This is a genomic window from Catenulispora sp. MAP12-49 (assembly GCF_041262705.1).
Classification (GTDB): domain Bacteria; phylum Actinomycetota; class Actinomycetes; order Streptomycetales; family Catenulisporaceae; genus Catenulispora.
This window is the reverse complement of sequence record NZ_JBGCCP010000003.1, coordinates 27,199-42,329: the sequence shown is the minus strand read 5'-3', so window position 1 is coordinate 42,329 and position 15,131 is coordinate 27,199. Positions and strand designations below refer to the sequence as shown.

The 15,131-nt window shown below is 70.8% G+C and carries 12 protein-coding genes and 1 pseudogene; 10 read left to right on the top strand and 3 right to left on the bottom strand.

The genetic code is table 11. The features are described from left to right. Positions 1 to 228 precede the first annotated feature (228 nt). The 3 genes from ABIA35_RS07350 to ABIA35_RS07340 are packed head-to-tail and all read left to right on the top strand — an operon-like array spanning position 229 to position 2,359. Entirely contained in the window at positions 229 to 1,023 is a 795-nt protein-coding gene (locus ABIA35_RS07350; RefSeq protein WP_370335597.1) for a response regulator transcription factor, read from the top strand. Beyond that, a complete protein-coding gene (gene mshD / locus ABIA35_RS07345; protein ID WP_370335599.1) occupies positions 1,020 to 1,958 on the top strand; it encodes a mycothiol synthase in 939 nt (312 codons plus the stop codon). Before ABIA35_RS07350 ends, mshD begins: the two co-directional genes overlap by 4 nt. 8 nt (positions 1,959 to 1,966) lie before the next feature. Beyond that, on the top strand, positions 1,967 to 2,359 hold the full coding sequence (locus tag ABIA35_RS07340; protein WP_370335600.1) for a hypothetical protein: 393 nt from the start codon (positions 1,967 to 1,969) through the stop codon (positions 2,357 to 2,359). A 33-nt stretch (positions 2,360 to 2,392) separates the two neighbouring features. Here ABIA35_RS07340 and ABIA35_RS07335 read toward each other — a convergent pair whose 3' ends face one another. Continuing rightward, the gene (locus tag ABIA35_RS07335; protein ID WP_370335602.1) at positions 2,393 to 3,109 is read right to left on the bottom strand and encodes a class F sortase; all 717 of its coding nucleotides are present in this window, start codon (positions 3,107 to 3,109) and stop codon (positions 2,393 to 2,395) included. Positions 3,110 to 3,677: 568 nt separating this feature from the next. Here ABIA35_RS07335 and ABIA35_RS07330 point away from each other — a divergent pair. The 7 genes and pseudogenes from ABIA35_RS07330 to pstB all read left to right on the top strand — a co-directional run bounded on the left by ABIA35_RS07330 (position 3,678) and on the right by pstB (position 12,694). Beyond that, positions 3,678 to 6,155, top strand: coding sequence for an RNA degradosome polyphosphate kinase (locus tag ABIA35_RS07330; protein ID WP_370336458.1), 2,478 nt, complete (start codon positions 3,678 to 3,680; stop codon positions 6,153 to 6,155). Positions 6,156 to 6,330: 175 nt separating this feature from the next. Beyond that, the gene (locus ABIA35_RS07325; RefSeq protein ID WP_370335604.1) at positions 6,331 to 7,272 is read left to right on the top strand and encodes a CHAD domain-containing protein; all 942 of its coding nucleotides are present in this window, start codon (positions 6,331 to 6,333) and stop codon (positions 7,270 to 7,272) included. Further along, a complete protein-coding gene (locus ABIA35_RS07320) occupies positions 7,272 to 8,183 on the top strand; it encodes an NUDIX domain-containing protein (RefSeq protein ID WP_370335606.1) in 912 nt (303 codons plus the stop codon). The genes ABIA35_RS07325 and ABIA35_RS07320 overlap by 1 nt, the downstream gene beginning before the upstream one ends. A gap of 271 nt (positions 8,184 to 8,454) precedes the next feature. After that, positions 8,455 to 9,645 (top strand): phosphate ABC transporter substrate-binding protein PstS, encoded by a 1,191-nt coding sequence (gene pstS / locus ABIA35_RS07315; RefSeq protein WP_370335608.1) that lies wholly within the window; start codon positions 8,455 to 8,457, stop codon positions 9,643 to 9,645. 202 nt (positions 9,646 to 9,847) lie between these two features. Next, positions 9,848 to 10,756, top strand: a pseudogene (gene pstC / locus ABIA35_RS07310) (phosphate ABC transporter permease subunit PstC); the annotation flags it as partial. Positions 10,757 to 11,053: 297 nt separating this feature from the next. Further along, the gene (pstA, locus tag ABIA35_RS07305) at positions 11,054 to 11,905 is read left to right on the top strand and encodes a phosphate ABC transporter permease PstA (RefSeq protein ID WP_370336460.1); all 852 of its coding nucleotides are present in this window, start codon (positions 11,054 to 11,056) and stop codon (positions 11,903 to 11,905) included. 12 nt (positions 11,906 to 11,917) lie between these two features. Beyond that, a complete protein-coding gene (pstB, locus tag ABIA35_RS07300) occupies positions 11,918 to 12,694 on the top strand; it encodes a phosphate ABC transporter ATP-binding protein PstB (protein ID WP_370357428.1) in 777 nt (258 codons plus the stop codon). Between the two features lie 387 nt (positions 12,695 to 13,081). Here pstB and ABIA35_RS07295 read toward each other — a convergent pair whose 3' ends face one another. Then, positions 13,082 to 13,897: a hypothetical protein gene (locus ABIA35_RS07295; protein ID WP_370335612.1), complete on the bottom strand. Its 816-nt coding sequence runs from the start codon at positions 13,895 to 13,897 to the stop codon at positions 13,082 to 13,084. 146 nt (positions 13,898 to 14,043) lie between these two features. After that, positions 14,044 to 15,123, bottom strand: coding sequence for an ArsR/SmtB family transcription factor (locus tag ABIA35_RS07290; protein WP_370357427.1), 1,080 nt, complete (start codon positions 15,121 to 15,123; stop codon positions 14,044 to 14,046). Positions 15,124 to 15,131 lie beyond the last annotated feature (8 nt).

The window sequence follows — 15,131 nt, the reverse complement described above, 5'->3', positions numbered from 1 at the left end:
AACGCCATCGGCCGTCAAAAGCGTCTGGCCGGGGTCCGGGTGCCCCGAGCTGCGCCTTTGTCCAGGTAAAATACGTGTGAACTCCGGCACGGAAACCTCGGGGAAACGCTTCATGACGGCTATCCTTCCTGACAGAGGATCCGGGCGACGAAGCCCCACGGGTCCTCTATGTGTTTTCTGGCGGGTGCGACAAGAGGTGCCCCCGGACAAAAGAGGAGCGATCCGCGGATGTCCAGCTTGCTGTTGTTGACCAACTCCCTGACCCCCTCCTCCGAGGTCCTGCCGGCTCTCGGTCTGCTGTTGCACAACGTTCGCGTGGCTCCAGCAGAGGCCTCGGCGCTTCTGGACACCCCACCGGCCGACGCGATCATGGTGGACGCGCGCCGCGACCTGCCGCAGATGCGTTCCCTGTGCCGCCTGCTGCGCACCACAGGGGTTGACTGCCCGCTTCTGCTGATCACCACCGAGGGCGCGCTGGCCGCCGTGACCGCCGACTGGGGCATCGACGACGTCCTGCTGGACTCGGCGGGTCCGGCCGAGGTCGAGGCCCGGCTGCGGCTGGCGATCGGCAAGCTGGCGGCCGGCGCCGTGGCCGAGGACGTCCCGCTGGAGATCAAGAGCGGCGACCTGTCCATCGACGAGGGCACGTACACCGCCCGCGTCCGGAACCGGGTGCTCGACCTGACCTTCAAGGAATTCGAGCTCATCAAGTACCTCGCGCAGCACCCGGGCCGGGTGTTCACGCGGGCGCAGCTGCTCCAGGAAGTGTGGGGCTACGACTACTTCGGCGGCACCCGCACCGTGGACGTCCACGTCCGGCGGCTGCGGGCCAAGCTCGGGGTCGAGCACGAGGCGCTCATCGGGACGGTCCGCAACGTCGGCTACCGCTTCGTCATGCCGGACAAGCGCAACGGCTCCAGCACGCCCACCGGCTCCAGCGCCGGCACCGAGCCGGAAGAGGAGAGCGCCGACGAGGTTCGAGCCTCCGACGCGATGACCGCACCCCGTACCGTGGTGGGGTGACAGGTTTCTCCATCGGCGTCGTCCGCCGACCGAACGAGGCGGACGTCGCCACCATCCGGTCCCTCGCCGAGGCCGCCGAGGCGGCCGACGGCGTGGCACCGCTCCCGGAGCAGGTGCTGCTCCACCTCAAGCACTCCGGCGAGGCCGCTACCGCCGCCGATGCCTGGCACTTCGTGGCCCGGCGCCTGTCGGGTGCCCAGGGTTCGGAGCTGGTCGGCTACGCCTTCCTGGACAAGTCGAACCCTGACGAGGGCCCCACGGCGGAGGTCGTGGTCGCGCCGGACGCCCGCCGGCAGGGCGTCGGCGGTGCCCTGCTGGACGCGCTGCGCATGAAGGTGCGCCGGGACGGCAAGCCGGTGCGCGTCTGGGCGCACGGCGGCCTGCCCGCGGCGGCGGCCCTCGCCGAGAAGCGCGGTCTGAAGAAGGTCCGCGAGCTGTGGGTGATGGCCCGGCCGCTGGCCGAGGTGCCGCAGCCGGAGCCGGCCGAGGGCATCCGCATCGCGGCCTTCCGCCCCGGTGTCGACGACGAGGCCTGGGTCGCGGTCAACGCCCGCGCCTTCGCGCACCACCCGGAACAGGGCTCGATGACGGTCCAGGACCTGCGCGAGCGCATGGCCGAGCCCTGGTTCGACCCGGAGGGCTTCTTCCTGGCCTGGCGCGGACCGGAGCTGGCCGGCTACCACTGGACCAAGGTCCACGACCACAGCGCCTACGGCGACGGCCCGGTCGGCGAGGTCTACGTCCTGGGTCTGGACCCGGCCGAACAGGGCCGCGGCCTGGGCCGGACCCTGACCGAGGTCGGGCTGCGCCACCTGCGCGACCGCGGGCTGAGCGACGTCATCCTGTATGTGGAGGCTGACAACGCGGCCGCGGTCGCCGTCTACACCAAGCTCGGCTTCACCCGCCGCAGCGCCGACGTCATGTACCAGGCCTGAGACAGACGGTGGACTCAACGACGGCCGCCTCCCCGCGGACGCCCCGGGTCCTCGTGATCGGCTTCGATCCCTACCGGGTTCCCGGGCCTTGGGACCCCAAGCCGGCAGCCGACGGCATCGAGGCGGGCATCGCCAAGTTCGCCGAGCACGGCGTCGGCGTGGAGTCGTGCCTGTTCGGGATGGACGGCAGCGACGACATCCCGGCGGTGGTCGCCGCCGCGCTGGCCGCGCGGACGTGGGAGTGCGTGGTCGTCGGAGGCGGGGTGCGCCGGGCCGAGGGGGACCTGTTCGAGCAGGTCGTCAACCTGGTGCGGCGGCACGCGCCGGAGGCGGCGATCGCGTTCAACTCCCGGCCGGACACCACCTTCGAGGCCGCGGCCCGCTGGATCGACGTGTCCTGAGCCCGGGTACAGCCGGTCCCAGTCACCCCGCGCTCAGCCGGTCACCCCGACCAGCTGCGTGTACACCACCAGGTTGTCCGCATAGTGCTGGCCGTCGAAGGCCCCGCCGCACGTGATGATCCGCAGCTGCGGCGTCCCGCTGTCGTCGCTGCCGTACACCCGCCCCGCCGGGAAGCGGTTCTTGTCGACCACCTCGACCGACGTCACCCGGAACTCCGCGTGCTTCTTGTCCGCGCGGTCCACGATCACCGTCGCGCCGGGCTGCACGTTCCCCAGCGGGTAGAACACCGCGCGGCCGTAGTCGGTGTCGACGTGCCCGACGATCACCGCCGCGCCGCGCTCCCCCGGCGTCGGGTCGCCGGTGAACCAGCCCGCCTCGGTCGGGACCGACATCGGCGGCACCGCGACGGCGCCGTCCCGGTCCAGGCCCAGCCGGATCAGCGGCGCGTCGATGCCCACCGAGGGGACCCGGACCCGCAGCGGCACCGAGCGCGGCAGCGGCGCGGCAGCCGGACCCGACCAGCTGCCGAACAGCGCGCCCCGGGTCGGCGACGGCGGCCCGGACAGCGCGGTGATGCCGCTGCCCAGCAGCTTCACGCCGACCAGCGCGACGGCCGCCGCGACGACGATCTTCAGTCCCTTGCGCCGGACGCGGGGCCGGCCGCCGTCCGGCACCGCCGCCGCAGTGTGCGGGCCCGGAGCGGCGCCTGCGCCGCCCGGGCCCGTCGCCCGCGAGGGGTCAGCCGGCATGCGTGCCGTCGGCCCCGCGGCGGCGCATGCTCCACAGGCCGTAGCCGATGCCGCCGGCCACCAGCGCGATGCCGCCGGCGGTCATGCCCAGGTCGCCCTTCATCACCGAACCGCCGCCGCCGGCCTTGGGCGGGTTGGTCGGGGTGGGGTTCACGCCGCCGAAGATCGTGATGCTGGTGACGCCGTTCAGGCTGTTGGAGCCGGTGCCGCAGGTGACGTTCACCGACCACTGGCCGTTCTGCGCGTCGGAGACGATGGTCGCGGTGCCGGCCAGGCCCGCGCCCTTGGGATTGCGGGTCAGCGAGACCGAGCCGTTGTTGGTGAACACCGAGGAGGTCGCGGTCCCGGAGTCCGGCTGGATGCAGGTCGGGACGGTGATCAGGACCTGCTGGCCGGGCTTGGCCGCGCTGGGGTTCAGCTCCACCGCCGGGCCGCTGAGGCCGCTGCCGCTGGTGGCGCTGGTGGTGCTGGTCGCGGTGCTCCCGGCCACGCTGGTGCCGGTGCCGCCGGCCACGCTGGCGACGTTGTTCAGCGCGCTCTGCACGCCCGAGATGCCGCTGGAAACACTCTGATAGCCGTTCTGCAGGCTCTGGACGCCGTTGGACACCGTCGACACGCCGTTCGTGGCGCTGTTCACGAGGTCTCCGGCGCTGGCGTGCGAGTTCATCATCCACAACAGCGCGACCGCGCCACCGCCCACCACCAGGGTCTTCATCCCGAACATCGCGGGGGCCTCCTGTCGTCCACGGATCCGTCAGGGTTCGAAGCGGCAAAAGCTGGGAACGTTGGACCCCGGCGGGGTACACCTTCCAGATCCATCGATACCGTCGCGGAAGGGGTTTCACGTGTTGAGCAGCGCATTTTCGCCCGGATGGCGCAGGAGGTCACCCGGACGCCGAGATTCCACCCTCTGGATACCTCTCGTTCACGCCCCCGTGTCAGGCTGAGAATCATGACCGGTCCGGCTCCCGAAACGCGCTTCCTGGACCGGGAGATCTCCTGGCTTCGGTTCAACGAACGTGTCCTGGAACTCGCCCAGGACTCCGCCCAAGTCCCGCTGCTGGAGCGCGCCCGGTTCCTGGCGATCTTCGCCTCCAACCTGGACGAGTTCTACATGGTCCGGGTCGCGGGCCTGCGCCGGCGGCTGGCCACCGGCGTGGCCACCACCTCGGCCTCCGGCCTGCCGCCGGTCGAGGTGCTGCGCCGCATCCTGGCCGAGACCCGGGAGCTGATGGACCGGCACGCCGCGGTCTTCCAGCAGGAACTGCGCCCCGAGCTCTCCGCGGTCGGGATCGACATCATCCGCTGGGGCGACCTCGGCCCCGAGGAGCGGGAGAAGCTCTTCCAGCTGTTCCGCTACCAGCTGTTCCCGGTGCTGACGCCGCTGGCCGTGGACCCGGCGCACCCGTTCCCGTACATCTCCGGCCTGTCGCTGAACCTGGCCGTCTCGCTGCGCGACCCGGACACCGGGCAGGAGCACTTCGCCCGGGTGAAGGTGCCGCCGCTGCTGCCGCGGTTCATCGAGGCCGACTCCGGCCGCTACGTCCCCGTCGAGGACGTCATCGCCGCGCACCTGGAGCTGCTGTTCCCGGGCATGGAGATCCTGGACCACCACGCCTTCCGGGTCACCCGCAACGAGGACCTGGAAGTCGAGGCCGACACCGACGAGAACCTGCTGCAGGCCCTGGAGCGCGAGCTCATGCGCCGCCGCTTCGGGCCGCCGGTGCGCCTGGAGGTCGACGAGAACATCCGGCCGCAGGTGCTGGACCTGCTGATCCGCGAGCTGGACATCAACGAGAACGAGGTCTTCAAGCTCTCCGCGCCGCTGGACCTGACCGGCCTGAACCAGATCGCCGACATCGGCAGGTCCGGGGAGTACAGCGAGCTGCGCTTCAAGTCCTTCGTCACCAAGACCCACCCGGACCTGGCCGACGAGGGGCCCGGCAAACCCGCCGACGTCTTCGCCGCGATCCGGCGCCGCGACATCCTGCTGCACCACCCCTACGACTCCTTCGCCACCAGCGTGCAGGCGTTCCTGGAGCAGGCGGCCGAGGACCCGCACGTCCTGGCGATCAAGCAGACCCTGTACCGCACCAGCGGCGACTCGCCGATCATCGACGCGCTCATCGACGCCGCCGAGGCCGGCAAGCAGGTGCTGGTCCTGGTGGAGATCAAGGCCCGGTTCGACGAGCACGCCAACATCTCCTGGGCCCGCAAGCTGGAGCAGGCCGGCTGCCACGTGGTCTACGGCCTGATCGGCCTGAAGACGCACTGCAAGCTGTCCCTGGTGGTGCGCCGCGAGGGCGGCTTCCTGCGGCGCTACTCGCACGTGGGCACCGGCAACTACAACCCCAAGACCGCCCGGCTGTACGAGGACTTGGGCCTGCTGACCTGCGACAACGAGATAGGCGCGGACCTGTCGGACTTGTTCAACCGGCTGTCGGGGTACGCCCACCCCACCAAGTTCGGCCGGCTGCTCACCGCGCCCAACGCGCTGCGGCCGGGGCTGCTGGAGCTGATCCACGCCCAGCGCGAGAAGGCCGAGGCCGGCCAGAGCTCGCGGATCCGGATCAAGGTGAACTCGATCGTCGACGAGATCCTGATCGACGCGCTCTACGAGGCCTCGCAGGCCGGCGTCCCGGTCGAGGTCTGGGTCCGCGGCATCTGCGCCCTGCGGCCGGGGGTCGAGGGGATGAGCGAGAACATCAGGGTGCGCAGCATCCTGGGCCGGTTCCTGGAGCACTCCCGGGCCTTCGTGTTCGGCACGGACGAGGAGGCGCAGGTCTGGATCGGCAGCTCGGACCTGATGCACCGGAACCTGGACCGCCGGGTGGAGGCCCTGGTCCGGCTGGTCGAGCCGGTGCAGCGCCGGGCCATCTCGGCGCTGTTCGACCTGGCCATGGACCCCAAGACCGCGGCCTGGGACCTGGGCGGCGACGGCACCTGGACCCGGAGCGAGTACGCCGAGGACGGCTCCCCCCTGGCCGATCTGCAGAACACGCTCATCGCCGAGCGCGCCGACTGGTGGAGCCGGCGGACCGGATGAGCGCTGTGGGGGCGGGAGCGGGGTCGTGGTGGGGACTGGACCGTCCGGCGACGCCGGGCGGTCCGTGCTGTGGGGTTGGACCGAAGAAGAGTGCACAGTGCCGCCAACCGGGCAACGGCGGAACCGAACCGTCAGGCTCCAGGCCTGACCACGTCGTGGGGGCAGTGGCGGACACATGGATGCAGCGACTCAGCGCGCGATGGCCGGATTCGGGGCGGCCAGTCCCGACGGACCGGCGGGGCTGGCGGTACGGGGGTACCTCGCCGAGCAGTCACGCGCCTTCCTGACGCACAGCGCGCTGCCGGTGCAGCAGCCGGCCGCGGTCCGGCTGCGCGCGGCCTGCCTGCGGGTGGGCACGGCGCTGGCGGCGTGCCGGGAGTTGGTGGACGCGGCCTGGGCCGACGAGCTCGGCCGGGAACTGCGCGGCACCGCGCAGATCCTGGGCGCCGAGCGGGACTCCGACGCGGTGCGGCCCCGGCTGCTGACCCCGCTGGACCGGTGGATCGCCGAGGGCCGCTACCCCGACGGCGGCGCGGCCCGCACCCGCACCCTGCTGACCCGGATGCTCGACCGGGAGCGCTCGGCGGCGCACGGCCAGGCCACCGCGGCGCTGGTCGGCCCGGCCTTCCACGCGCTGGCCGACCGGATGGCCACGCTGGCCCGGGACGTGCCGCTGACCCCGGCCGCCGACCGGCCGTGCCGGCAGGTGCTCCCGGAGATGGCCGAGGGCGCCTGCGAGGAGTTCGCGAGCCGGGCCCGGGAGCTGCCCGAGCCGCTGGCCGCCGAGGACGCCGCGGGCGACGCCGCCTGGCTGGCCGCCGAGGACGCCGTCCAGGCCGCCCTGCACACCGTCGAGCTGTGCCGCCCCGCCGGTACGCTGATCGCCGGCGAGGATCCCGCGGACCTGCTGGACCGGCTCGCGGCCACCGCCGAGTCGCTGGCCGAGCAGCGCGACGCGGTCCTGGCCGCGGCCTGCGTCCATCGGGCGGCCGACACACCGCGCATCGCGGCCACGACCGGATATGTACTGGGAAGACTGCACGAGGAACAACGCCTGGCGGTGATCCGGGCCCGGAGCACCGCGCCGCTGGCGGTACCAGAGAGGTCCGCGCACTGATGAACGCCGCCGACGAAGCCGCCGGCCAGACCGCGCCGATCCAGGTCCGGGCGGCCGGCTGTGTCGTGTGGCGCCCCGGTCCCGCCGGGCCCGAGGTGGCGCTGATCCACCGCCCCCGCTACGACGACTGGTCCTTCCCGAAGGGCAAGCTCGATCCCGGCGAGGGCTACGTGCAGGCGGCGGTCCGCGAGGTGCGCGAGGAGACCGGCTATCCGGTGGTCCTGGGCCGGCGGCTGCCGACCCAGGTCTACGACGTCTCCTTCGGCGGCGCGGCGCGGATGAAACGGGTCAAGTACTGGGCCGCGCAGGCCGCGGTGGACTCCGACTTCCAGCCGAACTCCGAGGTGGACCGGCTGGAGTGGCTCCCGCTGGCCGCCGCGCGCGACCGGCTGACCCGCCAGACCGACCGCGACCTGCTGCTGGCGTTCAGGGCGGCGCCGGTCGACACCGTTCCGGTCCTGCTGCTGCGGCACGCCGAGGCGGTGCCGCGCAAGCGTTGGGACGGCGAGGAGCTGGAGCGGCCGCTGACCGGACGGGGCCGCGACGACGCCGAGGCGCTGGTCCCGATGCTGGCGGCGTACGGCCAGGCGGCGCTGACGGCCTCGCCGTTCGCCCGGTGCGTGGCCACGCTGAAGCCGTCCGCGCGGTCCGCCGGCGCCGCCATGGCCCTGGAGCCCGCGCTCGCCGAGGGCGCCGACCCGGACGCCGGGCGCGCCTGGCTGCGCGAGGCACTCAAGTCCGGACACACGACCATCGCCTGCACCCACCGGCCGGTCCTGCCCGAACTGCTCGCCGAGAGCCCACTCGGCCAGGCCGTGCACTCCGGCCGCCGGGCCCTGGCGCCGGCCGAGGCCTGGGTGCTGCACGCCCGCGACGGCCACGTCGTGGCGATCGATCGGCTGAAGCTGTGAGCGCGGCGGTTGCTCCTTGTCAAGGTCCGGCAACCCTCTGCTCCGGATCGACACCCCCGCGACACCCGCGGGTAAACCGCCGTTCGGGGGATGGCCGCCAGAACCTTGTGCGACGGCCTGTTTACGGCTCTGATCAGGGGCTCCGGCGCTCGGCCGCCCGGGACCGTTCACCCTCCGTTCACCTTCACCCGTCCATCGATTCACCTGGCCTCCCTAGCTTCGACGAAGACAACGCATGCAATGACTTCCGATGATTCGAAGGGACTTCCCGGTGAAGATCCACGCTGGTTTCAATGGGCGCAGTGCCGCGGTCGGCGCCGGAGTTCTGGCTCTGGCCATGGCCGGCCTGACGGCCTGTGGTTCTGACAACAACTCGTCGAGCTCGGGCGGTTCCTCGTCCACCACCTCGGCGGCCGGGGGCGGCGCCACCTCGGCGTCCGGTTCGTCGTCCTCGACGGCCTCCGGTGCCGCCGGCGGCATCACCTGCGCCAACGGCACGCTCTCCGGCCAGGGCTCCACCGCTCAGAACACCGCGATCGTGAAGTTCATCAAGGACTTCCAGACGCAGTGCGGCAGCGGCACCAACATCAACTACAACGGCACCGGCTCCGGCCCGGGCGTCACCGCGTTCATCCAGAAGCAGGCCGACTGGGCCGGCTCGGACTACGCGCTGAACTCCACCCAGCAGCCGCAGGCCGACGCCCGCTGCAGCGGCGGCAAGGCGCTGTCCGTGGGCACCGTCCCCGGCGCCATCGCCGTCATGTACAACGTGCCGGGCGTGACCAAGCTCAACCTGTCGGCCTCGAACCTGGGCAAGATCTACAACGGCAAGATCACCAAGTGGAACGACCCGGCGATCGCCGCCGACAACGCCGGCGTGACCCTGCCGGACCTGGCGATCCAGACCTTCCACCGGTCGGACGCCTCGGGCACCTCGTACAACTTCTCGAACTACCTGAACAAGACCGCCCCGAGCGACTTCCCGACCGCGGCCAACAAGCAGTGGCCGGGCACCGGCGGCCAGTCCGCGCAGGGTTCGAAGGGCGTCGCCCAGGCCGTGAAGACCACCTCCGGCGCGATCGGCTACGCCGAGGTCTCCTACGCGACCTCGAACAGCCTGAGCACCGCCTCGATCGGCAACGCCGCCGGCAAGTTCGTGCCGCTGACCATCCCGAACGCCGCGAACTTCATCGACAAGGCGAAGATCGACACCACCGGCGGGAACTACCTGTTCAACTTCGACTACACCTACTCGGCCGACGACGCCTACCCGGCCGTGCTGGTGACCTACGAGATCGTCTGCTCCTCGGGCAACGACTCGGCGAAGCTGCCGCTGCTGAAGAACTTCCTGTCCTACACCGCCAGCAGCGGCGCCCAGTCGCAGCTGGAGGGCCTCGGCTACGTGGCGCTGTCCTCGGACCAGCAGTCCAAGGTCCAGGCGATCTACGCTGGTCTGAGCTAAGCAGCCCAGCAGAACAGAGCTGAACGATGCGATACGTCGGAGCCGTCGGTCACCACCGATCGGCTCCGACGTGTCGGTGCCGGAACCGGCCTCCCGAGCCGTCCCGGCTTGTCCGTTTTGGTCTAACGGAATCGAAACCCGCAGTGAACGCATCCCCAACGGGCCCAGCGACTGGGCGCCCGAGCCACGAGGCAGGACCCGAATGAGCGGCATAACGCCGACCGCCACCCGGCCCACCCCGCGCCCCGGCGACTCCGGCACCGGAGTCCTCGACTCCGGCACCCGCCGGGGCGACGCGGTCTTCTCCGGCGCGGTCCGCGGCGCCGCCTTCTTCCTGCTGATCCTGATGGCGGCGATCGCCACCTTCCTGGTCTACCGCGCGGTCGGCGCGCTGCGCGCGAACACGGCCAACGTGCTGACCTACACCGGTCAGTGGGCGCCGGACGACAGCCCGCCGAAGTTCGGCATCGGCGCCGCGGCCTGGGGCACCCTGGTCACCTCCACGCTCGCGATCATCATGGCCGCCCCGGTGGCCATCGGCGTGGCGCTGTTCATCACCCAGTACGCCCCGCGCAAGCTGGCCCAGGTGCTCGGCTACATCGTCGACCTGCTCGCCGCGGTCCCCTCGATCGTCTACGGCCTGTGGGGCATCCTGTTCCTGGTGCCGCACATGCAGGGTCCCTCCCAGTTCATCTCGAACATCCTGGGCTGGATCCCGATGTTCTCCTCCGGCGTCTTCGGCCGCTCGGTGTTCACCGCGGCCGTGATCCTGGCCATCATGGTCCTGCCGATCATCGCCGCCATCTCCCGCGAGATCTTCCTGCAGACCCCGCGCGAGCAGGTCGAGGCCTCCTACGCGCTGGGCTCCACCAAGTGGGAGATGATCAAGCTGGCGGTGCTGCCCTACGGCCGCAGCGGCGTGGGCTCGGCGATCGTCCTGGGCTTCGGCCGCGCGCTCGGCGAGACCATCGCGGTCGCGATGGTGCTGTCCATCAGCTACAACTTCGTCACCAAGTGGCTGCAGCCCGGCGGCAACACCATCGCCGCCAACATCGCCCTGCAGTTCGGCAACGCGCTGCAGACCGGCCAGGGCGCCCTGATCGCCTCCGGTCTGGTGCTGTTCGTGGTGACCTTCCTGGTGAACCTGCTGGCCAGGCGGATCACGGCGCGCGCGGGCGTGCCCAGGGACGAGCGCTGGAGTGTGTTCTCGGCATTCCAGGGTCGTCGCCCCAAGGTCGTCGACGACGCCGCCTACGACGTCACCGCCGCGGACGTGCCGGACCGGCGGGGAGCCTTCGAGGCGAAGGACGTGCCCGGCGACGTCGCCGCGGACGACAGAGCGGGCAGGGCCCGCCCGCGCGGCGGGGCGCACGGGACCGTCGGCGGCGGCGTCCTGGTCTCCCCCTCGCTGTCGCGCCGGATCCGCAGCGGCGGCGCCGGCGTGGTCACGACCCTGGCGTTCGTGCTCGCGGTGCTGCCGCTGATGTCGATCATGTGGCTGGTGGTCTCGCGCGGCGTCCACGCGCTGAACGTCGAGTTCCTGACCCACTCGCTGCGCAACATCTCCGAGGACCAGGTCGGCGGCGGCGTGTACCACGCGATCCTGGGCACCCTGGAGATGGCGGGCCTGGCCGCGCTGATGGCCGTCCCGATCGGCATCCTGGTCGCGGTGTACCTGGTGGAGTACGGCAAGGGCATGCTGGCCAAGGCGGTGACGTTCTTCGTCGACGTGATGATGGGCCTGCCCTCGATCGTGGCCGGCCTGTTCATCCTGTCGCTGTGGATCATCACACTGGGCCAGTACCAGAACGGCTTCGCCGGAGCGCTGGCACTGATGATCCTGATGCTGCCGATCGTGATCCGCTCCACCGAGGAGATGCTCAAGCTGGTGCCGGACTCGCTGCGCGAGGCGTCCTACGCCCTGGGCGTGCCCAAGTGGCGCACCATCACCAAGATCGTGATCCCGACCGCGCTGCCGGGCATCATCACCGGGGTGATGCTGGGCGTGGCCCGCGTGATGGGCGAGACGGCGCCGATCCTGCTGGTGGTCAGCTACATCCAGAGCATCAATCCGAACCCGTTCAGCGGCACCCTGGGGCAGGCGACCCTGCCGACGGTCATCTTCAACACCTACACCTCGTCGGAGCACGCCTCCAACGACCGCACGTGGTCCGCCGCGCTACTGCTGATCATCATCATCATGCTGCTGAACATCATCGCCAGGCTCATCGCCTGGTGGAAGACGCCCGGTCGGGCCTAGGAGATATCGAAAATGGCGAAGCGCATTGACGTCGCGGGCCTGTCGGCCTACTACGGCCCGACCCGCGCCATCGAGGACATCTCGATGACCGTCGAGCCGCGCACCGTGACGGCCTTCATCGGGCCCTCCGGCTGCGGCAAGTCCACCTTCCTGCGCACCCTGAACCGCATGCACGAGGTCATCCCCGGCGCGCGGGTCGAGGGCAAGGTCACCCTGGACGACGTGGACCTGTACGGGGCCCAGGTCGACCCGGTGGCCGTGCGCCGGCACGTCGGCATGGTGTTCCAGCGCCCGAACCCGTTCCCGACGATGAGCATCTACGAGAACGTCGCCGCGGGCCTGCGCCTGGCGGGCGTGAAGAAGCGCGGCGAACTGGACGACATCGTCGAGAAGTCGCTGAAGGGCGCGAACCTCTGGAAGGAGGTCGAGAACCGGCTGAAGAAGCCGGGCGCCGGCCTGTCCGGCGGCCAGCAGCAGCGCCTGTGCATCGCCCGCGCCATCGCGGTCAGCCCCGACGTGCTCCTGATGGACGAGCCCTGCTCGGCCCTGGACCCGATCTCCACCACGGCGATCGAGGACCTGATCTCGCAGCTGAAGTCGGAGTACACGATCGTGATCGTGACCCACAACATGCAGCAGGCGGCCCGTGTCTCGGACCGCACCGCGTTCTTCAACATCAGCGGCACCGGCACCCCCGGCCGCCTGATCGAGATCGACGAGACCTCCCGCATCTTCGCCAACCCGACGGAGAAGGCGACGGAGGACTACATCACCGGCCGGTTCGGCTGACGGTCGGCCAGGACCGGCGGCCGCGGACAGCTCGCGGCCGCCGCAGCGAAGGCTCCCAGCACTCGAGGGATGTGCTGGGGGCCTTCGGGTTTTCCGGACGGCGATTTTCTGGACGGCAGATTTTCTGGACGACAGAGCCGGGGGCCGGAGCGGGCCTGTGAGGGCTGTGGCAGGGGCTGTGGCACCCGGCGCAGCAGGCGGTGCGGCGGGCGCTGTGGCAGGCGCTGAAGGGCTCCAGAAGGCTTGCTCCAGCCGGGGCCGATCGCCGCTGATGCCGCCGCCCTGAACCGAATCAGCGCCCTTTCCCGCCTTGCGAACACCACCGCGCCCCCGCCCCGGGCATCAGCCCAGGGCAAGGGCGCCTCCTGCACGGCCTGTCAGCCGCGCCTATCCCTGGTCTCCCGGCGAGTGCAGCGGCGATCTGGCGCCCCGCCGCGTGGGCCCGCGGCCCGGGGCGTGCGGCGGCGAGTGCGTCGCGTTGTGCGGGTGGCCGGTCGGACCGGACGCGGGTCCGGAGGCCGAGCCGGGGCCGGTCGAGCCGCCGATGCCGCCGATGCCGCCGATCCCGCCCATGCCGCCCATGCCGCCGGTCACGCTCTTCTTCTTGTGCCCCTCCTCCGCCGCGCGGGCGGCGGCCAGATCGCGGTTCGCGGCGGCGAAGATGTCCTTGGTCACCGCGAAGGAGGCCGGCGTCTCCGAGGCCTCGTCGGGGTACCAGATGGACCGCGAGGAGTGCAGGTAGTCGCCCATGTAGATGTGGAACGCGCCGGTGAAGGTGCGTCTGTTGGGGTTGGCTATCCGGTGGATGGCATCGTGCGCCATCAGCACCGCCTCCCCCTCGTTGATGTCGACGGTCGCGGTCCGTTGTAAACGTCCGCCCGTACGGGGACCGGCCGAGTGGTAGAAGTCGTTGACCTCCAACCCCGCGTAGACGCCCGTCATGACCGGCGTGTTGTGGTTGTGCGCCGGGTAGGACATCCCCGGCGCCCACACCATGTTCTCGATGACCAACTCAGGGCCCGGGTACAGGACCTGCAGGTGGGCCTCGCGCGGGTCCCCGAAGCACTCGCGCACCGGCGCGCATCCGCGCCCGAGTGTCCGGTCCAGCACGTCCTTCACCGCGTCGGCCCCGTCGGCCTCCCAGGCCTGCAGGCACTCGCGGACGAACTCGTCGATGTCGAACTTTCGGCGTGATCGCGGCATCGCCATGACTCCGTTCAGCTATAGGCTGACAGCGCTCCGTTCTCTCCCCGCCAAATACTGAAGCACCTGACGCCACCGGCGCGCCAGGGGCGCGTCAAACCTTTCTGCGAATTACCCCGATCTCGGACGCTTTGCACGACAGACTGTCAAGCCGCTGCGGCCAATAGCGAGTCGGCCACAGAGGTACGCGCGTAAAGAACCGAACGCCCCGCGCGATGCGCCGAAACCATGCCCGCGCCGCGCAACGCGGTCAGGTGCTCGGAGACCCCGCCGGCCGACATCCCGGTGCGCGAGGCGAGTTCGGTGGTGGACGCCGGGGCTTCCAACTCGGCCAGCAGCAGGGCCCGCGAGCGGCCGATCACCGCGGCCACGGCGTCCGACGGGTCGGCCGCGCGCCGCGCGAACAGGGTGCCGACCCCGCGCGCCCCGAAGCACAGTTGCGGCACGTCACCGGTGGCGGCCCTGGTGAGAATCTTGTTCCAGGAGAAGGCCGAGGGAACCAGGATCAGACCCGGGGCGTTGTCGTCGCGGCACAGCACCCGCTGCCGGTGCAGCATCCGCAGCGTCCCGCTGTTCCAGCTGACGTCCGGGTGCAGGTCGTTGAACAACCGGGCCGAACCGTACTCGGCGACCTGCCGCGCCCGGTGGTAGATGTCCGCTTCCAGCAGGGTCTTGATACGCGACCAGTACGGAGCCAGCGCGATCTGGAAATAGTGCTCGATGTCCTTGGACAGTTCGCAGAGCGCTTGCTCGCGATTGCTTCGCAAACGCGCGGCGAACGGCGGTATCGCCCCGCTCGGCACCTTCTGGTCGTACAGATCGAGATCCGCCGAAAGGTGGTCGTCGGGCGTCGCCTGAATGGCTGCGAGCTCTTCTTCCAGAGTCGGCGCGGACTTCGCCGGAGCCGGCGTGAGGAAGTCAGGAACGTAGGATTGTGCATGGAATAGCGCGGAAAGACTTCCGGTCAACAGCCCCGCGGCCGCCAGCCGCGGACGGACCTGGTCGAACCAGGGGCCGTGGACCGGGTACAGTCCGGGCCTGGTCAGAACTCGGAAACTGGTCAGGACCTCCCACATCGGGGAGACCGAGAAGCGGACCTGCGCCAACTCCTCCGCGGTGAACGACAGCGTCGCCGACACAGTGTTTCCCCTCCCCGTCCCACCACCCCCCGCCCTTCGATTCGGGCGGGCCCGAATCATTGTCGCATGATCGCCGTCCGGCGCCACTCTGAGCG